The 23,404-nt window shown below is 71.0% G+C and carries 20 protein-coding genes; 14 read left to right on the top strand and 6 right to left on the bottom strand.

The window, feature by feature from the left end:
- The first annotated feature begins 129 nt into the window (after window positions 1–129).
- From KZX45_RS00005 to KZX45_RS00025, 5 genes are all read left to right on the top strand, one after another.
- Window positions 130–1,041: a D-hexose-6-phosphate mutarotase gene (locus KZX45_RS00005; protein WP_248255670.1), complete on the top strand. Its 912-nt coding sequence runs from the start codon at window positions 130–132 to the stop codon at window positions 1,039–1,041.
- Between the two features lie 198 nt (window positions 1,042–1,239).
- Window positions 1,240–4,026, top strand: a complete 2,787-nt coding sequence (locus KZX45_RS00010) for a hypothetical protein (RefSeq protein WP_248255671.1) — start codon at window positions 1,240–1,242, stop codon at window positions 4,024–4,026.
- Window positions 4,023–5,348 carry an SWIM zinc finger family protein gene (locus KZX45_RS20135; RefSeq protein ID WP_248255672.1) on the top strand — a complete coding sequence of 442 codons (1,326 nt, stop codon included), beginning with the start codon at window positions 4,023–4,025 and terminating at the stop codon, window positions 5,346–5,348. The genes KZX45_RS00010 and KZX45_RS20135 overlap by 4 nt, the downstream gene beginning before the upstream one ends.
- 60 nt (window positions 5,349–5,408) lie before the next feature.
- Window positions 5,409–5,849, top strand: coding sequence for a Fur family transcriptional regulator (locus KZX45_RS00020; protein WP_248255673.1), 441 nt, complete (start codon window positions 5,409–5,411; stop codon window positions 5,847–5,849).
- Window positions 5,846–7,366, top strand: a complete 1,521-nt coding sequence (locus KZX45_RS00025; protein WP_248255674.1) for a catalase — start codon at window positions 5,846–5,848, stop codon at window positions 7,364–7,366. The genes KZX45_RS00020 and KZX45_RS00025 overlap by 4 nt, the downstream gene beginning before the upstream one ends.
- A 90-nt stretch (window positions 7,367–7,456) precedes the next feature.
- On the opposite strand, the gene KZX45_RS00030 is transcribed toward KZX45_RS00025, so the two are convergent.
- Window positions 7,457–7,657: a hypothetical protein gene (locus tag KZX45_RS00030; protein ID WP_248255675.1), complete on the bottom strand. Its 201-nt coding sequence runs from the start codon at window positions 7,655–7,657 to the stop codon at window positions 7,457–7,459.
- Window positions 7,658–7,815: 158 nt separating this feature from the next.
- Here KZX45_RS00030 and KZX45_RS00035 point away from each other — a divergent pair, with 158 nt between their 5' ends.
- From KZX45_RS00035 to KZX45_RS00045, 3 genes are all read left to right on the top strand, one after another.
- Window positions 7,816–8,583 carry an enoyl-CoA hydratase-related protein gene (locus KZX45_RS00035; protein ID WP_248255676.1) on the top strand — a complete coding sequence of 256 codons (768 nt, stop codon included), beginning with the start codon at window positions 7,816–7,818 and terminating at the stop codon, window positions 8,581–8,583.
- Window positions 8,584–8,723: 140 nt separating this feature from the next.
- Entirely contained in the window at window positions 8,724–9,215 is a 492-nt protein-coding gene (locus KZX45_RS00040) for a hypothetical protein (protein ID WP_248255677.1), read from the top strand.
- A 258-nt stretch (window positions 9,216–9,473) separates the two neighbouring features.
- Entirely contained in the window at window positions 9,474–11,426 is a 1,953-nt protein-coding gene (locus KZX45_RS00045; protein ID WP_248255678.1) for a SpoIIE family protein phosphatase, read from the top strand.
- Window positions 11,427–11,432: 6 nt separating this feature from the next.
- On the opposite strand, the gene KZX45_RS00050 is transcribed toward KZX45_RS00045, so the two are convergent.
- Window positions 11,433–12,008: a TetR/AcrR family transcriptional regulator gene (locus tag KZX45_RS00050; protein ID WP_248255679.1), complete on the bottom strand. Its 576-nt coding sequence runs from the start codon at window positions 12,006–12,008 to the stop codon at window positions 11,433–11,435.
- An 81-nt stretch (window positions 12,009–12,089) separates the two neighbouring features.
- Here KZX45_RS00050 and KZX45_RS00055 point away from each other — a divergent pair, with 81 nt between their 5' ends.
- The 6 genes from KZX45_RS00055 to KZX45_RS00080 all read left to right on the top strand — a co-directional run bounded on the left by KZX45_RS00055 (window position 12,090) and on the right by KZX45_RS00080 (window position 19,494).
- Complete coding sequence (locus tag KZX45_RS00055; RefSeq protein ID WP_248255680.1) at window positions 12,090–13,667, top strand: carboxyl transferase domain-containing protein; 1,578 nt, start codon at window positions 12,090–12,092, stop codon at window positions 13,665–13,667.
- Complete coding sequence (locus KZX45_RS00060) at window positions 13,664–15,625, top strand: biotin carboxylase N-terminal domain-containing protein (protein ID WP_248255681.1); 1,962 nt, start codon at window positions 13,664–13,666, stop codon at window positions 15,623–15,625. Before KZX45_RS00055 ends, KZX45_RS00060 begins: the two co-directional genes overlap by 4 nt.
- Window positions 15,622–16,614 carry a hydroxymethylglutaryl-CoA lyase gene (locus tag KZX45_RS00065; RefSeq protein ID WP_248255682.1) on the top strand — a complete coding sequence of 331 codons (993 nt, stop codon included), beginning with the start codon at window positions 15,622–15,624 and terminating at the stop codon, window positions 16,612–16,614. The genes KZX45_RS00060 and KZX45_RS00065 overlap by 4 nt, the downstream gene beginning before the upstream one ends.
- Before the next feature lie 2 nt (window positions 16,615–16,616).
- Window positions 16,617–17,768 carry a nitronate monooxygenase family protein gene (locus KZX45_RS00070; RefSeq protein ID WP_248255683.1) on the top strand — a complete coding sequence of 384 codons (1,152 nt, stop codon included), beginning with the start codon at window positions 16,617–16,619 and terminating at the stop codon, window positions 17,766–17,768.
- A 72-nt stretch (window positions 17,769–17,840) separates the two neighbouring features.
- Window positions 17,841–18,326 (top strand): cation:proton antiporter regulatory subunit, encoded by a 486-nt coding sequence (locus KZX45_RS00075; protein ID WP_248255684.1) that lies wholly within the window; start codon window positions 17,841–17,843, stop codon window positions 18,324–18,326.
- Between the two features lie 10 nt (window positions 18,327–18,336).
- Window positions 18,337–19,494: a cation:proton antiporter gene (locus tag KZX45_RS00080; protein WP_248255685.1), complete on the top strand. Its 1,158-nt coding sequence runs from the start codon at window positions 18,337–18,339 to the stop codon at window positions 19,492–19,494.
- 4 nt (window positions 19,495–19,498) lie between these two features.
- On the opposite strand, the gene KZX45_RS00085 is transcribed toward KZX45_RS00080, so the two are convergent.
- From KZX45_RS00085 to KZX45_RS00100, 4 genes are all read right to left on the bottom strand, one after another.
- Entirely contained in the window at window positions 19,499–19,969 is a 471-nt protein-coding gene (locus KZX45_RS00085; RefSeq protein WP_248255686.1) for an A24 family peptidase, read from the bottom strand.
- Window positions 19,970–20,148: 179 nt separating this feature from the next.
- Window positions 20,149–21,045, bottom strand: coding sequence for a type II secretion system F family protein (locus tag KZX45_RS00090; protein WP_248255687.1), 897 nt, complete (start codon window positions 21,043–21,045; stop codon window positions 20,149–20,151).
- 26 nt (window positions 21,046–21,071) lie between these two features.
- Window positions 21,072–22,016 carry a type II secretion system F family protein gene (locus tag KZX45_RS00095; RefSeq protein ID WP_248255688.1) on the bottom strand — a complete coding sequence of 315 codons (945 nt, stop codon included), beginning with the start codon at window positions 22,014–22,016 and terminating at the stop codon, window positions 21,072–21,074.
- A complete protein-coding gene (locus KZX45_RS00100; protein ID WP_374112502.1) occupies window positions 22,013–23,242 on the bottom strand; it encodes a CpaF family protein in 1,230 nt (409 codons plus the stop codon). The genes KZX45_RS00095 and KZX45_RS00100 overlap by 4 nt, the downstream gene beginning before the upstream one ends.
- Window positions 23,243–23,404: the final 162 nt, after the last annotated feature.

Consider the following 23,404-nt stretch of genomic DNA (forward strand, 5'->3'; position numbering starts at 1 on the left):
CGAGGCCCTGCGCTGCCTCAAGAGGCGACTCGCCCGAGTCGTCTACAACACCCTGAAAAACAAGCACAACAACCAGTCGACCGCCGCCGCAACCGCCTACGCGGCAGCGGCTTGACATAGGAGAAACCCATGACCTCTTCGTTGATCACCGTCGATCTGCCCGACTCCGTCACGCTCGCCGACGGCGAGGGCGGACTGCCCGTCCTGGGGGTCTCGACCCCCGTCGCCACCGGTGAGGTCTACCTCCACGGTGCTCACGTCGCCTCCTGGACACCGGCCGGCCAGGACCCGGTGATCTGGATGAGCCAGGCGAGCATGTTCGCGCCTCGCGAGCCGATCCGCGGCGGCGTCCCGATCTGCTGGCCGTGGTTCGGCCCGGGTCGCGAGCCCGGCCTGGCCCCGGCCCACGGCTTCGCCCGCCTCGCCGACTTCACGCTCGTCGGGGCGGAGGACGCGGACGGCGTCGTCACGCTCACGCTGCGTCTGACCGACGCCGACATCTCCGGGCTCCCGGGCGCGGACAAGTGGACCAAGCCCTTCGAGCTCACCTACACGGTGACCTTCGGCGCCGAGCTCACCCTCGCGCTGTCGGTGCGCAACACCGGCTCCGAGGAGTACTCCTACGAGGAGGCCCTGCACACCTACCTCGCCGTCAAGGACGTCACCGCCGTCACGGTCGAGGGGCTCGACGGCGCCCGGTACCTCGACAAGGCCCCCGGTGGGACCGGGGAGCTCTTCACGCAGGAGGGTCCTGTGACCTTCACCGGTGAGACCGACCGCGTCTACCGCTCTGTCGGCACCGCCACCGTCGTCGACCCGGCGATGGCCCGCGCCATCACCGCGGCGAAGGAAAACTCGGCCAACACCGTGGTGTGGAACCCGTGGACCGCCAAGGCCGCCGCGATGCCCGACTACGACGACGCCGAGTGGCCCACCATGGTGTGCGTCGAGACCGCCAACGCGCTCGATGACGCCGTCACCCTGGCGGCGGGGGAGACCCACACGATGACGGCGCGCTACGCCGTCGCCGCGCGCGTCTGACGCTGCGTTAGAGCCGGATCCGGCCGTCACGGCGGATCCGGCCCGCAGTTCGACCGCCCTCATCACGGTCGCGCGATCCGCTCACACGAGGCCACACCACGAACACCCGTTCCGCTCACACGTCGCGCTCCGCTCCGCTACTTTTCGGACGATGTGTGACGCGTGGACAACCGCGTCGTGATGCGCGGGGAGGCCGGAATGGACGGAAGGTGGCTGGTCGACGAGCTGGCGTACCTGATAGCTCGCGGCGATGTGGCAGCGTTCGACACGTGGTTGACCGCGCTCTCGTCGACGGACCGGCAGCTTCTGGGCAACGCCGTCGAGGCGCGCGTGGCGCCGCGCATGCCGGAAGGCGGGAATCACCCGAAGGTGAGTGAACCGCGGGTGCTGCTGTGCGCGCGGGCGGTGCTGGCGCTCGCGCCCACCGGCAGCATGGCGGCCGACCGGATGTTCTGGCGCGCGGTAGCGATCGACCCGGTGGTTCTCCTGGCGACTGTGGTCTCGCGCGGCAATCAGTGGGCGGAGCAGTTCTTCCACGCGGCGCTCTCCGCCGAGAGCAGCTTCCCGTGGGACCGGCGAGAGGTGCCGGTCCTCTGCCTCCCGCTCATCCTCCATCTCGGGATCCGGCCGCCCGTCACCCCCGGGCTGATCCAGGCCTGGGGCGAGTACTACAGGATGTCGGTCGCGAAGTGGGACGGCACCTTCGTCGAACGACGCACCACGCAGGGGTTCACCCAGCCTTGGATCTCGGCGGACGGCGACATCCAGGTGCGCGACTACCGGGCCGAAGGTCTCGACTTCACAGCCGTGTGCCGGCTGGACCCGCTGTTTGCCCAGGTGGCACCTCACTTGGTCTCCCGCCCGTTGTTCGGACCGCACGAGGATCTTCGTCCGGTCGCCCAGCTCCCACCGGTGCTGGCGGCCCTGGTCGACGAAGGCGTCGTGGCGCGGGACGAGGCCGTCGACGAGGCGCTGACCCGGCTGGCGCGGAACCCGCGTGCCTCGGAGCAGCAGTACCTCGCGAACGTGCTGCGTGCGTTGCAGATCGGGCCGGCGGACCTTGCCGACCGGCATGCCCTGGCACTCAGCATCATCTCCGCCGGGCACGGGTCGGCCTCCGCGGTGATCCTGGGGCCGCTGCTCGAGTCCGACCTGGCCGACGAGGACCTGGAGGAGCTGGCATTCGTCGTCTTCGCCAGGAAGGAGAAGAAGCAGCGCACGCAGCTGATGTCCTACCTCGCGCGGGCGGTGAAGGCGGCGACGGCGGAGCAGAGCGCCGCCCGCGCGACCACGTCGGTCCACGCCCGGGAAACACTGGTCACGGCGCTCGGTGCCGCGACCGAGCTCGACGACCTGCGGGTCAGTCAACGTGCGGCCGAGCTGCTGGGTCAGCTGAGCGGCGGTGCGCAGCCGGTCCGGTCCGGCGCGTCGGGCCTCGACTTGCTGGATCTGTGGAACTCGCTCCCGCCGGCGTCCCCGGTCGGGCGGCAGCCGCTCTTCGGCGCGGGCGTGGAGGCGTTCACCGCGGCGTTCTCGGCGGTCGAGGCGAGGCCGGGGGCCGCGGGGGAGGAGGCGCTGCTCGCGTGCTACGTCGCGTCGGTTCCCCGCCACCGGCGGGAGATAGGGAAGTTCTTCGCCGGCCTTCGCCGAGAGCGTGCGTTCGATGCCGGGCTGGTCAGTCGCGCCCTCCTGGACCGGTTCCGCTGGAGCCAGGCGGACCATGAGCAGCTGATCCGGGAGCTTCTGGAGACCCTACCGATGCCTGGCGAGCCCCGGTCCCGGTCCTCCAGGTGGACAGGCCTCACACCCGCAGGTGCTCTTCTCATGGCCCGGCTGTCCGAGGCCCAGCTGCTGGCCCGCCACGTGCCGTGCCTGCTGAGCACGCCGAGCCTCGAGAACGGCGTGGTGACGGTCGAGGACCTGGTGGGCCGCCTGCGGGCGTACAGCAGCGCCCGCGCCCGCTACGGCGAGCTGGACCTGCTGCTCGCCCTCCTCCGGCTGGAGCCCGTACCGGCGGAGCGGGCGACGGAGCTGACCGGCTTTGCCGTGCCGAGGGCCACCGAACCGCGGGACACCCGGCTCGACGGTGTAGCCCTGGCGCATGCCTGGGTCGCACGGGGCGGGCTCCCACCGCTGCGCTCAGCACTGTGGGAGGGCCCACCCGTCCCGGACCCGTACGGCAGAGACATGGGCCGGATTCACGGCACGCCGACGGTCGTGCGCGTGAGCGGCCCCGCCGTGACCCTCCCCGTCCATCCGAGCTACTTCCCCTCGGCCCCTCCGACGCTGTTTCTCGGTGTCGGGGACAGCGAGCGACACGTCGTCACGACGTGGAACCTCACGGCCGACCTCGCTGCCTCGGCCGTCCCTTCGTGGAGGGACCTCTCCGCGGCCTACTGGCTGGAGAGCCATCGCGCTCACTCCAAGGACGGGCCGCGCCTGCTCGGCCAGGTCGCGCGGTGCACGGGAGCCGGCGGACCGGCCACGCACCTCGCCCTCGCGCACGGGCTCAGCGCCCCCGCGCCGGACTCGCGCCAGCGGGCCGTCGACGCCGCGCTCGAGATCGCCGGACGGGGCGCCTTCAGCGCCGAGCATCTCCGGGAGGCGACGCTCGCCCTGCAGCGAACCGGCGAGCTGACACCCGGCAGGTTCGCCGCCGCCTGCGAGCAGATCGCTCTGGCCGGCGCGCTCGGCGCCGTCTGGCCCGCCCTCAGCGCAGTCGCCACGGCGCTGATGGCGGAGGCGAAGGTCCGCACCGGGACCGCCGACGTGCTCGCCATCCTCCGCCGGCACTGCGCGGCCGTACCCCCGGAAGAACGGCATGTCGAGGGGCTCGAAAACTTCGTCGGTCGCCGGGGGAGCAGCAAGGCGCTGACCGAGGCCAGGGCACTCCTGGCGGTTCTGGGGGACCTGGGTCGAGCCGGCGTGCTCGTCAACGCCGGGCTGGCGACGGTGCCGAACGTCCCACCGGGTGCGGCGTCGTGACGGGCTACCTGGTCCCCTCGCGGCTCCTCGACCGGGGGAACGACCGCGAGCTCGCCCTCGCGACCGCGCTCGGGGTCACCCCGGGCGGCGTCGTCGACCATCCGCGGTTCTTCTCGGGATTTCTGGCCCGCCCGGAGGTGGTGGCGGCGGGTCTCCTCGCGCTTGCCGACGTGGCAGCCGCCCGGTACTTCGACCCCAACTTCAGCCTGCTCGCACTCGATCCTGTCATCACGGCAGGGGGCACCATGCTCCGCGCCGAGTCCTTCTCCGCGTGCAACGGCGTGTACGCCCGGCTGGACCTGGGCGGGGATTCGTTCGACACCGGCGAGATCGGCTTCGGCACGACCAACGTCGATCTCAACGACCCGCTGCGGTCGGCGCTCGCGGCGCTGCGCCGCACCGAGTTGGTGCACCTCGAGGTCGGCGCCGACGGGATCAACGTGGCAACTCCAGAGCAGGCGCACGTCGAGCGCAAGGTCAAGCTCCCCGACCGCTGGGTCCGCGGCCTCGCCGAGACGCCGGTGATCGCCGCGGCCATGCGCCACGTCGCCACCCTGGCGCGGCCCCAGGCGACCAGCCTCCTCGTCGGCCTGCCGGGTGGCTCACCCGGACCGACGCTCCACCTAGGACCGACGCACGGCGGCCTGCGCCCGGTACCACGCACCGCCGCCGGCGCCGTCCGGCTCGCCGGGAGCGGGCGTCTGACCGCCTACCGGCGCCTGCTCCGGTTCTTCACGCGCCTCGACATCTACGCGCACGACGGCGGGGCGAGCGCCTGGGTCTTCGCCATCCCGGGCGGCGCCCTGACCCTCATGCTCTCGCCGGAGCCCTACCGCGGCTTCTCCGGCGAGGGCGGACTTCTCCATGACCTCGCCCGGGCGGGTCGCGCGACGGACCAGGACGACGTCGAAGGCGAGCTGGTCCCGCTTCTCGCCTGGCAGCAACAGCTCGACCCGGACGAGCTAGCCACCCACGCCGGAGTCCCGGTCACCGCGGTTCGTCACGGGCTCGGCGTCGTCGCCGCGTCGGGCAGGCTCGGGTTCGACCTCACGGCGGGGACGTACTTCCACCGAGAGCTCCCGCTCGACGCCACGCGGGCGGAGAAGGACAACCCGCGGCTCAGGGCGGCACGGGCGCTGGTGGCCGAGGGCGCCGTCGTCGCCACGGCCGGTGGCTGGCGCGTGACCGGGTCCGGGAGCATGCACTCGATCCGAGGCGACGCCTCTCGACCGACCTGCACGTGCACGTGGTGGGCCAAGTACGCCGGCAGTCGGGGACCCTGCAAGCACGTCCTTGCGGCGCAGCTCCTTACCGGACGGTGAACGTCACCTGAACTCGTTCCGTAACTTGAATGATTCCAGAAAAGGTGTTTTGATGACACCATGTCCGTTACCCACGCAGAGCTCCTCCGCGAGGCGCAGCTGCGAGTGACGGCGCCGCGTCTGGCGGTGCTGGCCGAGGTCGCCGCACACCCGCACGCCGACGCCGAGACCATCCGGGCCGCCGTGCACGAGCGCCTCGGAACCGTCTCCACCCAGGCCGTCTACGACGTCCTCCACGCTCTGACCGGCGCCGGCCTGCTGCGCCGCATCGAGCCCGACGGCTCGCCCGGCCGCTACGAGCTGCGCCGCGGCGACAACCACCACCATGCCGTCTGCCGCCAGTGCGGCGCCGTGGCCGACGTGCCCTGCGCCGTCGGGCACGCCCCGTGCCTCACGGCGAGCGAGGACCACGGCTTCGCGATCGACACCGCTGAGGTCATCTACTGGGGCACCTGCCCCTCCTGCCTGTCCGGAACCGCATCAACGAAGGAGATCTCTTGAGCGAGACCAACGGCGCACACGCGCCCTCGACCACCCAGTTCGGCGCCCCCGCCGTCTCGGACCGCAACTCCCTGAGCCTCGGCTCGAACGGGCCGCTGCTCCTGCACGACGTCCACCTGGTCGAGACGCTCGCCAGCTTCAACCGTGAGCGCGTCCCGGAGCGCAACCCGCACGCCAAGGGCTCCGGCGCGTTCGGCACCTTCGAGACCACCGAGGACGTCACCCGCTTCACCAAGGCCGCCCTGTTCCAGCCGGGCGCCAAGGTCGACATGCTCGCCCGCTTCTCCACGGTCGCCGGCGAGCAGGGCTCGCCCGACACCTGGCGCGACGTCCGCGGCTTCTCGCTGAAGTTCTACACGCCCGAGGGCAACTACGACCTCGTCGGCAACAACACCCCGGTCTTCTTCCTGCGTGACCCGATGAAGTTTCCGCACTTCATCCGCTCGCAGAAGCGCCTGCCCGCCTCCGGCCTGCGCAGCGCCGACATGCAGTGGGACTTCTGGACGCAGAACCCCGAGTCGGCGCACCAGGTCACCTACCTCATGGGCGAGCGTGGTCTGCCCAAGACGTGGCGCCACATGAACGGCTACGGGTCCCACACCTACATGTGGATCAACGCCGCCGGTGAGAAGTTCTGGGTCAAGTACCACTTCCACACCGACCAGGGCATGGAGTTCCTCAGCAACGAGGAGGCCGAGCGCCTCGCCGGCTCCGACGCCGAGTACCACCGCCGCGACCTGTTCGACGCCATCGAGCGCGGCGAGCACCCCAGCTGGACGCTCTTCGTGCAGGTCATGCCGTACGAGGAGGCGAAGACCTACCGGTTCAACCCGTTCGACCTGACCAAGGTGTGGTCCAAGAAGGACTACCCGCTGATCAAGGTCGGCAAAATGACGCTGAACCGGAACCCGGAGAACTTCTTCGCCGAGATCGAGCAGGCCGCGTTCGCGCCGTCGAACACGGTCCCCGGCATCGGCGTCTCCCCGGACAAGATGCTGCTCGGCCGCGTGTTCGGTTACGCCGACGCCCAGCGCGCCCGCATCGGCACCAACTACCAGCAGCTGCCGGTGAACAAGCCGATCGTCCCCGTGAAGTCCTACACCTTCGACGGCAACATGACGTTCGAGCACTCCGGTGACGCCCCGGTCTACGCGCCGAACTCCTTCGGCCGCCCGTGGTCGGACGAGACCGGCCCGGTCGACGACGGCTGGGAGGCCGACGGCGAGATGGTGCGCAGCGCTTACGCGCTGCACGCCGAGGACGACGACTTCCGTCAGGCCGGCACCCTCGTCCGCGAGGTGTTCGACGACGCGCAGCGCGCGCAGTTCGTCGAGACCGTGGCCGGCGCCCTCGCGGGCGTTCAGCACGACGTCGTCCTGCAGAACGCCTTCCAGTACTGGAAGAACGTCGACCAGGAGATCGGCGACCGCATCCAGGCCGCCGTGCTGGCCGGCAAGGGTGACCCGCAGGTCGGCCTCGACAACGAGGTCGTCGAGGAGCCCGTCGCCGTCCGCTGACCGGCCCTGAGCGCAGCGCGAGACGTCAGCTTCGCGCCCAGCACCACGAGGCCCGGTGACCGTTCCGACGGTCACCGGGCCTTGCGCTGTTCAGAGGCGTTCGCGCTCCCAGCCGTTGCTCGCCCATGTGGTCCGGGCGCGCTGCCTGTCTGCCGCGAGGATGCCGTGCTTCACCCCCATGCGGATGATCCAGTACTGGATCAGCAGGCCCAGGATGGCAGGTATGACAAGGAGCACGAGGGTTAGGGCGCCGAACCAGGCGAACGGGTCCGGCGACAAGGTTGAGCTCATCAGCAGCATTGATGTCGACCTCCGACCGAATTAGCGTGTTGTGGTGGACGGTAGCGACCGTCGCCCGCCACGTCCGGAGAAGTGTGCTCAAGATTGCGCAGTGCCTTGGATCGACGACGGCGGTACGGTCGGTGACGGCACCGACGAAGGGATCCGGCATGGCGGAGCTCGTCCACCTCGACGTCGACGGTGGGATCGGCACCCTCACGCTCGACTCCCCGGAGAACCGCAACGCCCTGTCGGCGGGCCTTCGACGGGACCTGAGCCGGCACCTGGCGAGTGCGATAGCCGACGACGCCGTCCGCGTTCTCGTCCTGACCCACACCGGGACCGTCTTCTGCGCGGGCGCCGACCTCAAGGAGGCCCGCGGCGCCGACGCGGACTCGCAGGGCGTCGCCGAGCTGCCTGACCTGCTCGTCGCCCTCATGGGCTCACCCAAGCCGACGGTCGCCCGACTGGCGGGCACGGCTCGCGCGGGCGGGATCGGCCTGGTCGCCGCGTGCGACCTCGCCGTCGCCGCCGACGACGTTACGTTCTCCTTCCCTGAGGTCCGCCTCGGCCTCGTCCCGGCGGTCGTCTCGGTCCCGCTGCGCCGCCGCGTCCAGCCCCAGGCGCTGCGCGCGCTCTTCCTCACCGGCGAGGTCTTCGACGCCGCACGCGCCGAGCGCATCGGCCTCCTCGACGCCGCCGTTCCCGCCGACCGGCTCGACGACGAGGTCGCCCGGTACGCGGACGCACTCCTGCGTGGGGCCCCTCGCGCGCTCGCTGCCACCAAAGCGGTGCTCGCCGACCCACCCGACGACGACGCCCGCGAGCTCGAGGTGCTGGGCCGGCTCTCGGCCGCCCACTTCGCCTCGGCCGAGGGGCAGGAAGGTCTGTCCGCGTTCTCGCAGAAGCGGCCGCCGTCGTGGGCGCCGTCGAACTAGCTGGCGGAAACCGGACACCGACGGCACCGCGTCGCTAGGGTCACGCTGATGACCGGAGACAGATCGAGGCGCCCGTGAGCCGCAGGGACCGACGGGACGAGGCGCCAGACGAGCTGGACTCAAGACTGCGCTCGGCCGCCATGCACCAAGGGATCCGGATGGTCGAGGGCAGGCAGTTTCGCGAGGCCGCGCTCGAGCAGCTGCAGGTCAACCTCCCGGGCTTCCCTCCGGAGCGCTACGGCACGGAGCTTGACGACGCGCTGGCCCGGATCGACGAGGACCAGGTGGTGGTCCTGGTGCGACGCGAGCAGATGATCGCCGAGGCTCGCGAACGGGACCTGCTCAACGCGGTGTTCTCCATCTACTACTTCAACAGCCGCTACTCCCGACACGACTCCGAGGTCGGTCTCGGGCCGATCAAGCTCGCCGACGCTCTCGGGGACCTCTACACGCATGAGCAGCTCTCCGAGGCCGCCGCGCGTGCCAACGCCCTGATCACGGACGGCATCCGCATGGGGTACGGACACTTGGACTGGAACGCCGACATGGACCACCTGCGCCGGTCCCACCCCGGCTTCAGCGACCGAGCTCTCGGGGACGCCCTGGACTGGGGTCGCTTCTTCGGGCGTTGAGGCGGCCACTCGCCGCGGCGTGATGCCAACTACACAAGGACGTCCCTCCCGCGCATGCCATACCCTTGCGGCAGGCGGCCGGGTTGTTCTCCCGACGATGAAATTGCTCTGAGTGGAGGACCCCTGCTTACCGACGACGCCACTTCCGACGACCGCACCGGCCGCGCGCCCGGCGCATCCGGGCTTGACCGGGCTGCTCTGGCTGCCGACGAGCTCGCCCTGACCGGGATGGCGAAGGCCGGCATCGGTGCGTACCGCATGGATCTCTCCGCCTCCGTCGTCTGGCTGGACGGGCAGGCTTCCGCGGTGCTCGGGACCCCCCACGAGCCCGGGCCCCTTCGGGCCACCGCGCTGGCCGAGCAGATCCACCCCCACGACCTGCCACGGCTCAGCCGCGTCGTGACGACCGCCATCGCGGAGAGTGTCTGGTTCGAGGACGAGTTCCGCGTGCTCGACGGGCCCGACCGGTGGATCACGACCCGGGGCCAGGTGATCCGCGACGACGTCACCGGCCTCGTCATCGGCCTTGTCGGCGTCGTCCTCCCGTCGCTGCGCGCCGGCCTCCACCGGGCGGCCGAGCTGCTCGAGGCCCTGCCGACGGCGTTCTTCTCCCTGAGCCGGGACTGGCGGTTCACCTACGTCAACGCCGAGGCGGAGCGGGTGCTCGGGCGGTCCCGTGGGGAGCTGCTCGACGGCGACATCTGGGAGCTCTACCCGGCCGCGCTCGGCATCGCCTTCGAGACCTACTACCGCCGCGCCATGAGGTCCGGCGAGCCGATGAGCTTCGACGCGCACTACCCGCTGCCGCTGAACGCCTGGTACGAGGTCCGCGCCATGCCGACCTCCGAGGGGCTCTCGGTGTACTTCTTCGACGTGACCGAGCGGCGCCGGCTCCAGGAGCAGACCGAGCAGGTCGCCCGTCGCGCCCAGCTCACCGCGGCGGTGACCAGCTCGCTCGCGCAGACCCTCGACGCGGAGGAGGCCGTCGCCGCGCTCGCCCGGACCCTCGTGCCGGGCCTCGCGGACTGGTGCGTCGTCACGCTCGCCGATGCGGACGTCTCCGTCGGCGCTGCCGGACTCCCCACCCCGGCGACCATGCGCGACGTCGGATGGTGGCACGCCGACCCTGCCGCGCGGCCGCTGGTCGAGGAGTACTGCCGCCACCGGATGGGGGCACTGACCGACGAGTCGTTCCTCCTGCGCACACTGCGCACGACCGACGTCGTGCGCGTCCCCGACGACGCGGCCGCCCGGATCCGAGGCGTGCTCGTGCCCGGGCGGGCGCACGAGCTCATCACCGAGCTGGCCCCCGAGTCGGCGACCGTCCTGCCGCTCCGCGGCCGCGGCCGCACGCTCGGCGCCATCAGCCTGTTCAACGGCCCAGGCCGCCCCCCGCTCGATGGGCAGGACCTCGTCACCGCCCGGGACATCGCCTCCCGTGCCGGACTCGTGCTGGACAACGCCTACCTCTACGCCAGCCAGCGCGGCGTCGTCGAGGAGCTGCAGCGCTCGTTCCTCACCGCGCCGCCGCAGCTCGACGACCTCGACGTCGCGGTGCGGTACGTGCCGGCGGCGCAGGCGGCCAAGGTGGGCGGGGACTGGTACGACGTCTTCAAGCACCCCGACGGGCCGACCGTCGTCGTCATCGGGGACGTCTCCGGCCACGACCTGCAGGCCGCGGCCACGATGGGACAGCTCCGCTCGATGCTCCGCGGCATCGGCGCCACGACGCCACCGCACCCCGCCGCGCTCCTCGCCCAGCTCGACCGGGCCATGGACGCCGTCGCGAGCGAGTCGGTCGCGACCGCCGTCGTCCTGGTCCTCGAGCCAGCGGGACACGACGGCGACGTGGTCGTGCGCTGGTCCAACGCCGGTCACCCTCCGCCGGTGCTCCTCAACGGCGACGGCGCCGTCGTCACCCTCACCGGGACGAACCTGCTCCTCGGGTTGCGTCCCGGAACCGTGCGCACGGAGCAGACGCTGACCGTGGCGCCCGGGGACACGCTGGTCCTCTACACGGACGGGCTCGTCGAGCGACGGGACTCGGGCGGGCTCCGCGACGGCCTCGACCGGCTGCGCGCGACCCTCGGGGACCTGCGCGACGAGCACCGTATCGAGCGGCTGTGCGACCAGCTCGTCCGCCGCCTGCTGCCGGACGCCCCCGAGGACGACATGGCGCTCGTCGCCGTGCGGCCGCGGCCGGCGCGCTGACCGGCGCTAGGTAGCCAGCAGGGCTCGCAGGGCCATCTCGCGCAGCAACGCGGCCATCGCAGCCCGGCCGAGCCGCGCACTGTGCGGCGTGGAGTTGATGAGCCCGAACGTCGCGTGCGCGGCGGCGTGGGCGGTGGGCTCGTCGACGTCGGAGCTCACGGCACGCAGTGTCTGGGCCCATAGCTCGACGTACTCGCGCTGGAGCCGGCGCACGTGCTCCTGCTCCGTGCGGGGGAGGCGGTCGAGGTCGCGCGACTGGATGGTGATCAGCGCCGGGTGCTCCAGCGCGAAGGTGACGTGCCCGTCCACCAGCGCCTCCAGCGCGTCGCGCGGCGGCCGGGTGGACACGACCTCGCGTGCGCCGGCGACCAGCTCCTCGCTGATCCCGACGAGGAGCTCGCTCAGGAGCGCCTTCTTCCCCGGGAAGTGGCGGTAGAGCGCGGGGCCGGAGATGCCGACCGCGGCGCCGATGTCGTCCACCGACACCCCGCCGAATCCCGAGCGCGCGAAGAGCTCGGCGGCGGCGCGCAGGATCTGCTCGCGGCGGGGGACCGCGATGTCGGCCGGACCTGGAACGGTCATCCCGTCATGGTAGACAGCGAAGGTTAACGATGGCTAACCTCCGAGTGGGTCGACGACGACCACCGAGCCGTGGAGGTGCGCATGCCCGCCGGAGCGAGCCTCGGGCAGCTCGGCCTCGCCGAGCTCACCGAGGACCTGCGCGAGCGTCTCGCCGCCGCCCGCCTCGGCGGCAGCGACAGCGCCCGGAAGCGGCACGTCGACCGCGGCAAGCTGCTCGTGCGCGACCGCGTGGACCGCCTGCTCGACGCCGGGTCGCCCTTCCTCGAGCTCTCACCGCTCGCCGCGACCGGGATGTACGACGACGAGGTCCCAGCCGCCGGCATCGTCACCGGGATCGGGCGCGTGGCCGGGCGCGAGTGCGTCGTCGTCGCCAACGACGCCACCGTCAAGGGCGGCACGTACTACCCGGTCACGGTCAAGAAGCACCTGCGCGCCCAGGAGATCGCCGCCGAGAACCGGCTGCCGTGCCTGTACCTCGTCGACTCCGGCGGCGCCTACCTGCCCATGCAGGACGAGGTGTTCCCGGACCGCGACCACTTCGGCCGCATCTTCTACAACCAGGCCCAGCTCTCCGCCCGCGGCATCCCGCAGCTGGCCGCCGTGATGGGCTCGTGCACCGCCGGCGGCGCGTACGTCCCCGCCATGTCCGACGAGTCCGTGATCGTGCGCGACCAGGGCACGATCTTCCTCGGCGGGCCGCCGCTGGTGAAGGCGGCCACCGGCGAGGTCGTCACGGCCGAGGAGCTCGGCGGTGGAGACGTCCATGCCCGCCGGTCCGGCGTCGTCGACCACCTCGCGGAGGACGACGCGCACGCGCTGGAGATCCTCCGCTCCGTCGTCGCCACGCTGGAACGGCCCACGGAACCGTCCCTGCGCCAAGCACCGCGGGAGGAGCCGGCCGAGGACCCGGCGGGGCTGTACGACGTCGTCCCCACCGATACCCGCACGCCCTACGACGTGCGCGAGGTGATCCGGAGGATCGTCGACGGCTCGCGGCTGCAGGAGTTCAAGGCCCTCTACGGCGAGACCCTCGTGTGCGGCTTCGCCCGCATCTGGGGGTACCCGGTGGGAATCGTCGCGAACAACGGGATCCTGTTTTCCGAGTCCGCGCTCAAGGGCGCCCACTTCATCGAACTGTGCAACCAGCGCGGGATCCCGTTGGTGTTCCTGCAGAACATCGCCGGGTTCATGGTGGGCAAGGATTACGAGACCGGCGGCATCGCCAAGGACGGCGCCAAGCTCGTCACCGCCGTCGCCACGTCTGTGGTCCCGAAGCTCACCGTCGTCATCGGCGGTTCGTTCGGTGCCGGCAACTACGGCATGGCCGGCCGCGCGTACGACCCGCGGTTCCTGTGGATGTGGCCCAACGCCCGCATCTCCGTGATGGGCGGCGAGCAGGCCGCGTCCGTGCTCGCGACCGTGCGCCGCGACGGCCTCGAGCGCGCCGGCCAGGAGTGGTCCGCCCAGGACGAAGAGGCCTTCAAGGTCCCGATCCGCGAGCAGTACGAGCGCCAGGGCTCCCCGTACTACTCCACCGCCCGGCTGTGGGACGACGGCGTCATCGACCCGGTCGACACCCGCCGCGTCCTCGGCCTGGGCCTCGCGGCCGCCGCGAACGCGCCCGTGCCCGAGCCCGTCGCCGCGATGTACCGGATGTGAGCGCCGTGTTCACCTCCCTGCTGGTCGCCAACCGCGGCGAGATCGCGCTGCGGGTGCTGCGCGCCGCCCGCGCCGCCGGGCTGCGCACCGTCGCCGTCTACTCCGACGCTGACATCGGCGCCCCGCATCTGCGCGCCGCCGACACCGCCGTCCGCCTCGGCCCCGCGCCCGCCGAGGACTCCTACCTCTCCATCCCCGCGCTGCTCGACGCCGCCCGCCGCACCGGCGCCGAGGCCGTCCACCCCGGGTACGGGTTCCTCTCCGAGAGCGCCGCCTTCGCCCGCGCCGTCGAGGACTCCGGCCTGGTGTGGGTGGGGCCGCCGTCGGGGGTCGTGGCCCGGATGGGCCGGAAGGACGAGGCGCGCCACCTCGCCGTCGAGGCCGGGGTGCCGGTGCTCCCCGCGGTCGAGGGCGACGACGACGCAGCCCTGGTCGCGGCGACGGCGGATCTCGGCCTGCCGGTGCTGGTCAAGGCCGCCGCCGGGGGCGGTGGGAAGGGCATGCGAATCGTCCGCGACGCCGCTGCGCTGCCCGACGCGCTGGCCGCGGCCCGGCGAGAGGCAAAGGCGGCGTTCGGCGACGACACCCTGCTGGTCGAGCGGTACGTCGAGCGCGGGCGGCACGTCGAGGTCCAGGTGCTCGCCGACGCCCACGGCACCGTGCTGCACCTGGGGGAGCGTGACTGCTCCGTGCAGCGGCGGCACCAGAAGGTGGTCGAGGAGGCGCCGGCGCCCACGATCTCCGACGCGGTCCGCGAGAGAGTGACCAGCGGGGCGGTCCGGCTGGCCCGCGAGGTCGGCTACGTCGGGGCCGGGACCGTGGAGTTCCTCGTGGCGGGGGAGGAGGCGTACTTCCTCGAGATGAACACCCGGCTCCAGGTGGAGCACCCCGTCACCGAGCTGATCACGGGGCTGGACCTCGTCGCGCTGCAGCTGTCGGTCGCGCAGGGGGTGCCGCTGCCCCTGGCGCAAGGCGACGTCGTGGCGCGCGGGCACGCGATCGAGGCGCGGGTCTACGCCGAGGACCCGGCGAGCGGGTTCCTGCCCCAGGCAGGGACCGCGACCACGGTGCGGTGGCCGACGCGGGCGCGCGTCGACGCAGCCCTCGAGAGCGGCCAGGAGGTCACCACCTGGTACGACCCGCTGCTCGGCAAGATCATCACCCACGGCCCGACGCGCGAGGTCGCGCGGCGCGCCATGGTGGCCGCCCTGGACGACACGGACATCCTCGGGCTGACCACCAACACCGGCTTCCTGCGCCGGCTCGTGGCCTCCGACGAGTTCCGCGACGCCGCGATCGACACCGCCTGGCTCGACCGCACGCCCGGGGCGTTCCCGGTCCCTGCCGACGACGCCTCGCTCTGTGCGGCCGCGTGGGCGCTCGCGGACCGCTCGCGGAAGGTGGAGCCGGCGCACCCGTTCGGCGCCTGCGACGGCTGGCGGCTCGGCGGCCCGCCCGCCCCGGTGTTGCTCGAGATCGAGCACGACGGCGTCCGGGACGAGGTGCGGGTGGACCGCGCCGCGGGGCGGATGTCGGTGGGGGACCGGAGCTGGTCCGTGCGGGCGCTCGCGGCGCCGCTCGTCGCGTCGTGGCTCTTGGAGGTGGACGGTGTGACCCATCGCGTCGTGATCGACGCCGGAGGAGATATGGGCGCCGGTGCGGTCTGGGTGGCACACGAGGGGCAGGCCCGCCGGTTCACCGTGCCTGACCGGCGCACCGACGAGCGCGCGATCCTCAGCGACGGCCTGGTCACGGCGCCGATGCCCGGTCTGGTGCGGGACGTGCGGGTGCGGACGGGGCAGCACGTCGAGGCGGGCGACGTCCTCGGGGTTCTGGAGGCGATGAAGATGGAGACCGCACTGACGGCGCCGCATACGGGGGCCGTCGAGGTGCGGGTGCGGTCCGGCGACCAGGTGACGCTCGGGCAGATGCTCTTCACCGTGGGGGAGGAGCCATGACCGCGACGTCACGGCCCACGACCTTCCCGACGCCGATGGCGGTTCCGCTAGCCGGGCTTCCGGCGCGGGTGGACGTCTATGAGGTCGGCCCGCGCGACGGGCTGCAGAACGAGGCGGCCGTCGTGCCGGTCGAGGTGAAGGCCAAGCTGGTGCACCGACTCGTCGGCGCCGGACTGCGCACTGTCGAGGTCACCAGCTTCGTCCGGCCCGGGCTCGTGCCTCAGCTGGCGGACGCGGAGGAACTTCTGGCCGCTATCGACCGGGTCGACGGCGTGCGGTACCCCGTTCTCGTGCCCAACGAGCGCGGGCTCGACCGCGCACTGGCGAGCGGCGTCCGCGAGATCGCCATCTTCGGGTCGGCGACCGATTCGTTCGCCCAGGCGAACCTCGGCCGCTCCGTCGACGAGTCGCTCGCGATGTTCGCGCCCGTCGTCGCCCGTGCCACGGCCGAGGGGCTGCCGGTCCGGGCGTACCTGTCCATGTGCTTCGGCGACCCCTGGGAGGGGCACGTCGCGATCCCGCAGGTGGTCGCCGTCGCCACCCGGCTGATGGAGCTCGGCTGCACCCAGCTCTCGCTCGGCGACACCATCGGCGTCGCCACCCCGGGCCACGTCGTCGCCCTCCTCGACGCGCTCGGCGAGGCCGGGCTCGGCGTCGACCGCCTGGCGGTGCACTTCCACGACACCTACGGCCAGGCCCTCGCCAACACGCTCGCCGCCGTGCAGCGCGGCGTCACGACTGTCGATGCCGCCGCGGGCGGGCTCGGCGGCTGCCCGTTCGCCAGGAGCGCGACCGGCAATCTCGCCACCGAGGACCTGGTCTGGCAGCTCCACGGCCTCGGCATCGATACCGGCATCGACCTCGCCGCCCTCGTCGGCACCTCGGTGTGGCTGGCCGAGCACCTCGGCCGCCCCAGCCCTTCGCGCGCCGTCCGGGCGCTTGCGAGCTCATCCACCGCGGCCTCGGCCGCACCGTCCAGCGAGGAGTGACCATGCGTACCGCGTTCACCGAGCTTGTCGGCGTCGAGCACCCGCTCGCCGGGTTCAACCGCACCCCCGCCGTCGTCGTCGAGGTCTCCCGCGCCGGTGGGCTCGGCGTCCTCGGCGCCACCATGTACACACCCGAGGAGCTCGACGCCCAGCTGACCTGGATCGAGGAGCAGCTCGACGGGCGGCCCTACGGCGTCGACCTGCTGGTCCCCACCAAGACCACCCAGAGGGACGTCGGGGAGCTCGTCGCCGACCTGCGCCGCCAGATCCCCGAGGGCCACCGACGGTTCGTCGAGGGGCTGCTGGAGAAGTACGGGATCCCGCCGGTGAGCGAGGACGACGCGCTCGACCGCCTCGGCCGCATCGACGCCAGCCTCGAGACCAACATGGACGCGGCGATCGTCTCCGAGCTGCTCGACGTCACCTTCTCCCACCGCATCGCGCTGGTGGCCAACGCCCTCGGCACCCCGCCGCCGGCGATGCTCGAGCGCGCGAAGGCGCGGGGCGTGCCCATCGCGGCCCTCGTGGGCAAGCGGGAGCACGCGGAGAAGCAGCTGGCCGCCGGAGTCGACCTGATCGTCGCCCAGGGCACGGAGGCCGGCGGGCACACCGGCAACGTCGCCACGATGGTGCTGACGCCGGAGGTGGTCGAGATCGCCGGAGACGTGCCGGTCCTTGCCGCAGGTGGGATCGCGAGCGGGCCGCAGCTCGCGGCGGCGCTCGCGCTCGGCGCTGCCGGCGGGTGGGCCGGGTCGGTGTGGCTCTCGAGCCACGAGGACGCGGCCAGCCGGGTGATCAAGGAGAAGCTGCTGGCGGCTTCGAGCTCGGACACCATCGTCTCCCCGACCCGCACTGGGAAGTCCGCCCGACAGCTGCGGAGCGCCTGGCTCGACGAGTGGCAGGCGGAGGGGGCGCCGTCGCCGCTGCCGATGCCGTTGCAGTCGATGCTCGTGCGCGAGGCGTGGGAGCGGATCGACGTCACCGCCGAGAAGGGCAGCGAGCGGGCCCGCGAGCTGGAGTCGTTCTTCATCGGGCAGGTGGTCGGCAGCTTCCGTGACCTGCGGCCGACGGGGGAGATCGTGCGGGACATCGTCGAGGGCTGCGAGGCGCGCCTGCGGGAGATCGGTCGGCTGGTGGAGCCCGTCCGCCGCTGACGTGGCCTGGCGTTTCGCCGTCGCGATGGCGTTCGGGACCGCCGGGCGGCCCCGCGGTGGGACGATTTCTGCATGGACGTGGTCGAGACGCTGCTGCCCGGCGTGGGCATCAAGTACGAGCTCAGGACCCGTACCGACCTGCTCATCGGGATCGTGGTGAAACGGGAAGGACCTGTCGAGATCGCGGTGTACGACTCGGACGATCCCGACCAGGCGCGGACCGTCGTCCACCTCGACACCGACGAGGCGGACGCCGTCGCCGACATCCTCGGAGCGCCGCGGATGGCGCACCGACTCGCCGACCTCTCCCGTGAGGTGCCCGGCCTCAACTCCGCGCGACTGAGCGTGAGGCCCGGCTCCCCGTATGCGGGGAAGCCGTTGGGGGAGACGCGGGCACGCACGCTGACGGGCTGCTCGATCGTCGCGGTCGTCCGCGACTCGGAGATCGTCCCGGGTCCCGGTCCTGACGAGCCGCTGCTCGAGGGAGACGTGCTTGTGGCAGTGGGGTCGGAGGCGGGCCTGGAGAAGCTCAGCTCGCTCCTCAGCGTGCAGGGCTGAGGAGAATGCCGTGGAGGGCGCCGCCGTGCTCCTGCTGGAGCTCGGTGTGGTCTTCCTCCTGCTGTCCTTTCTCGGCATGCTCGCACGCGGCGTTGGCCTCTCCACCATCCCGCTGACACTGCTGGCAGGGCTGACCCTGGGTGAGGGTGGGGTCGCCGCACTGACGGAGGCGGGGCCGTTCATCGAGGGCGCCGCTCAGATCGGGCTGGTGCTTCTCCTACTCGCGCTGGGCCTGGAGTTTTCGTCCACGGAGCTAGTGGTGTCCTTGCGACGCCATGCGCCGTCGGGGCTGATCGATCTTGTTCTCAACGCCGCGCCAGGGTTCGTGGTCGGTCTGGTCATCGGGCTGCCCTGGGAAGGGGCGATGGCGCTGGCGGGCGTCACGTGGATCTCGTCCTCCGGCATCGTCGCGCGCCTGCTCGACGACCTCGGTCGGCTGGCCAACCGGGAGACGCCGGCGGTGCTGTCCGTTCTCGTGCTCGAGGACATCGCAATGGCGCTGTTCCTGCCGCTCCTCGCTGTCGCCCTGGCGGGCACCGGTCCGCTGCGGGCGGTCGCGGCGGTCGCGCTGGCGGCCGGGACGGTGCTGCTCGTGCTCGCCGCAGCGCACCGGCACGGCCACCGGCTCGGGAGGTTGCTCGCTCATCCGGACGACGAGCAGGTGCTGCTTCGGTTGTTCGCACTGACGATGTTGGTGGCGGGGCTTGCTGAGGCCGTGGGTGCCTCAGCCGCCATCGGGGCGTTTCTGGTCGGCATCGCCGTTCCGGCGTCGTTCGCCGACCGAGCTCGCACGATCCTTCGCCCGCTACGCGACCTCTTCGCCGCCATCTTCTTCTTTGCCTTCGGGCTCTCAGTCGACCCCGGCGGGCTGTGGCCGGTGCTGCCGGCGATTCTCGTGCTCGTGGTGGTCACGACCGGGTCGAAATTGCTTACCGGATGGTACGCCGCCCGACGCGACGGTGTGGCACGGCGTGGTCGTCTGCGCGCGGGCACGGCGCTGGTTGCACGTGGGGAATTTTCCATCGTGATCGCTGGCCTGGCCACGTCGGCCGGACTGACCGAGGTCGGCCAGGTCGCTGCCGGTTATGTGCTGGCTCTCGCTGTACTTGGACCCGTGCTCGCTCGAACAGCGGTGGGCCCAACTCCGGCGCGAGCAGGCCATGGATAACCGGTCAGCCGATTCCGGGGAAGACGACCGGGCCCCACGCCGCACCGACCGCAGCGCCGGCGATCATCGGCGGTCCGAACGGCACGTCGGACTTCAGTGTCGCCTTCCTCAGTGCGAGCAGGACGACCACGACGATTGCGTTGATGGCGAAGGCAGCGAACGTGCCGAGGAGAAGGTGGGACCAGCCGAACCAACCGAGGAAGAGCCCGAGGACTCCTGAAAGCTTGACGTCGCCGAGGCCGAGGCCGGCGGGATAGGCGTACGCCATTGCGAAGTACACGGTGAGCAGTACGCCTCCTGCGACAGCGGCGCGGCCTAGATCATCCCATTGCGTCTCAACCGCGGCGGCGAGGGTTAGCAGGACCAGCATGGCCGGGTACATCCGCAAGACGATCACGTCGGGGAGCCGATGTTCGGCGAGATCTATGACGATAAGCACGGCACATGCAGATGCCAGGGCGGAGAACGCCAGCACCTCGGCCCACGTCGTTCCGAGTACCGCAGCCCCCGCACCGCCGAGAGCCGCGAGCCCCACAGCGAGTGGCGAGAACCAGGGCGACGACCTGCGTACTGGAGCGCGGCGGAGGGAGTTCTTGAGAGCGAAGGCCCCGCCCGCGCTGGCGAGAGCGGTCGTGGCGGCGAGCAACACGCCACTCACGCGCTGAACGCGTCGACGATGTCCATGGCCGCCGGACCCATGAGGACGATGAAAAGCACCGGAAGGATGCACATCATCAGGGGGAAGATGACCTTGATCGGGATCTCCATGGCCTTCTTCTCGGCGCGCTGACGTCGCTTCCGGCGCATCTCCGAGGCCTGAGTGCGGAGGACATCCGCGATCGCGATGCCGTAGGCGTCGGCCTGGATCACCGCGCGGATGAACCGTCGGAGGTCCTGGACGTCGGTTCTGCTGGCCAGCGACTCGAAGGCCCGCCGACGGGACTGACCCATCTGGATGTCCTGCAGCGTCCGCACCAGCTCCTCGGCCAGCGGGCCGGTGCCGTTCTTGCCCGCGCGGGCCATGGCGGCGTCGAAGCCCAGCCCGGCCTCCACCGCGATGGTCATCTGGTCGAGGGTGTCCGCGAGCTCGAGCGTGATCTTCTCGCTGCGCTCGATGCCACGGCTGTACAGGAGCAGCTCGGGCAGGAAGTAGCAGACGATGGTTGCAAGGCTGCCGATCAATACCATAAGGGGGCTCGCTGACGAGCTGACCAGCAGCAACGTTACGAACGCTGCGAGAAGCGCGGCCACGGGCTTAAGGACGAGCAACCTATCTACGGACCAGGCGGCCGGGCGGCCGGCGCGCGCGTGTAGCTTCTCCAGCGAGCGCACCATCCCAGGAGCGGTCAGGCGTCGGGCGAGAGATTCGAGCCCCGTCCTGGCCTGAGGCGCGACGTCACCATCCTGTCCGAGGACGACGTGGTTCAGCCCTCGGTTAAGGTTGGACAGCGCGCGCTGGCGATTCCGGTCGGGTCCCACGACGAGTGTCCAGACCAACAGACCCAGCGCCACGCTGATGACGGCGATGCCGACGGCTACGGAGACCGGCACGAATGATCCTCCTCGTTCCGGATCCGTCAGAACTTAATCTGGACGACTTTGCGCATCCAGATTCCACCGACGACGAGGAGGACGACCGAGATGACGATCAGTATATATCCAATGAAGCTCTCGGTGAATTTCCCGATGTACTCAGGATTGGCGAAGGTGAGGAAGCCAGTGATGCCGAACGGCAGCGCCATCAGCACGTAGGCGGAGAGCTTGCCTTCCGCGGCGAGCGTCTTGACCTGTCGCCGGATGTCGTTGCGTTCGCGGATCGTGTTCCCGACGCCGTCGAGCACTTCCGCGAGGTTGCCCCCGACCTCCCGGTTGATCGCGACGGCCTGGGTCACCCAGACGAAGTCCTCGCTGCCCATCCGTGCCGCCGTCTCCTCGAGCGCGGCGTTCACCTCACGACCGAGGCGTGTCTCGTTGATGATTCGGGCAAACTCCTCCGAGGTTGGTTCTTCGGCCTCTCGAGCCACGGAGTCCAGAGCCTGGAGCATGCTGTGCCCGGCGCGCAGCGAACTTGCCATGAGCTGCAGGGAGTCGTCGAGCTGATCCGCGAATGCCGCGCGACGGCGGTCCGCCTTGACCGAGAGCACGATCCGGGCGCAGACCGGGATGATCGCGGCGAACAGCACGCCGAGCAGGAGGCCGCCGACCAGAGTGCCGAGGGCGCCGGCAACCAGGCTCGCGACCACGACGAGGAAGATAAAGTCCTGGAACCGGGTCTTGACGCCGGCCTGCTCGAGCACGGAACCAATCCCCGACGCACGTACGCCCATCAGCCTGCCGATGGCACTTGTGGCTACACTCGCGCCCAGGGCCAGCGCGCCCGACGACTCGTCGGCGTACGGGCGTCGACGGTCAGCCGGTAGCCGCACCGGTCGGGGGGCAAGCAGCAGGTAGACCGTGACGGCGATGGCTAGTACGCCTGATCCCAGACCGACGACGGCGGCCGGTGGAAGTTGGCCGATCATCGGAAGGTCCCGGTGGGGGTGCCGAACACCCGGGGAGACAGGTGAATCCCGAGCTCCTGGAATCGGTCGGTGAACCTGGGGCGGATTCCGGTCGGAACCGGAGTCCCGAGAAAGCGACCGTTGGTGTCCACGCCGGCCGAGTAATCGAAGAGGAACGCATCCTGGAGGGTGACTGTCTGCCCTTCCATGCCCTGGACCTCTGTGACGGCGGTGACGCGGCGGGTCCCGTCCCGAAGGCGAGTGAGTTGGACAAGGACATCGACGGCAGAGGCGATCTGCTCGCGGATGGCGCGCAGCGGCAGGTCCATGCCGGCCATCAGAACCAGGGTCTCCAGGCGCGCGATCGCGTCCCGTGGAGAGTTCGCGTGCACTGTGGACAGCGAGCCGTCGTGACCCGTGTTCATCGCCTGCAGCATGTCGAGACTCTCGCCGCCTCGGACCTCGCCGACAACGATACGGTCGGGTCGCATACGCAAGGAGTTTCGCACCAGGTCACGGATGCTGATCTCGCCCTTGCCCTCAATGTTGGGGGGCCTGCTCTCCAGCCGGACCACGTGCTCTTGCTGGAGCTGGAGCTCGACCGCGTCCTCGATCGTGACGATTCGTTCGTCGTTGGGGATGAACGACGAGAGCACGTTTAGGAGGGTCGTCTTACCGGTACCGGTGCCCCCGGAGACGATGACGTTGAGCCGTGCCTCCACGCACGCGTGCAGGAGCTCGGCCATCTCGGGCGTGAGGGTGCCGAAGTTGATGAGGTCCGCCACCTTGAAGGGATCCTTCGAGAACTTGCGGATGGTCAGCGACGAGCCGGAGAAGGCGAGAGGCGGGATGACGGCGTTGACGCGTGAGCCGTCGGGGAGGCGGGCGTCGACGAGCGGCGAGGACTCGTCGATGCGGCGTCCGACGCGGGACACGATGCGCTCGATGATGCGGCGCAGGTGCTCCTCGGAGGCGAATCGGGCATCGCTGCGGGTGAGCTTGCCCTTGTGCTCGACATAGACCATCTCGGGGCCGTTAACCATGATCTCGGTGATGTCGGGGTCGTCGAGCAGTCGCTGGAGCGGTCCGTGCCCCAGAACGTCGTCCTGCACGTCGCGGATGAGGCGCAGGCGTTCCTCGGCGGAAAGGGGAACCTTTTCTTCCTCTACCACCTGGTTCAGTTCGGTGCGCACGAGCTTGTGCAGCTGCTGCTCGCTAAGGGAGGTGTCGTTCAGGCGGGCACCCATGCGTTCGAATAGGGCGTTGGATGCGCGGTCCTTAAGTTTGGTCAGGGCGTCGCTACCCCTCCCGTCGGTCGGCGCAGAGGCGCCGGCGGTCGTGGAGGTCCCAGTCGAGGCAGCGCGCCGCCGATCAAGGGCCGACGTGAGCGACGGACGCGCCTCAGGGCT

This window comes from Georgenia sp. EYE_87 (assembly GCF_023148685.1).
Lineage (GTDB): Bacteria > Actinomycetota > Actinomycetes > Actinomycetales > Actinomycetaceae > Georgenia.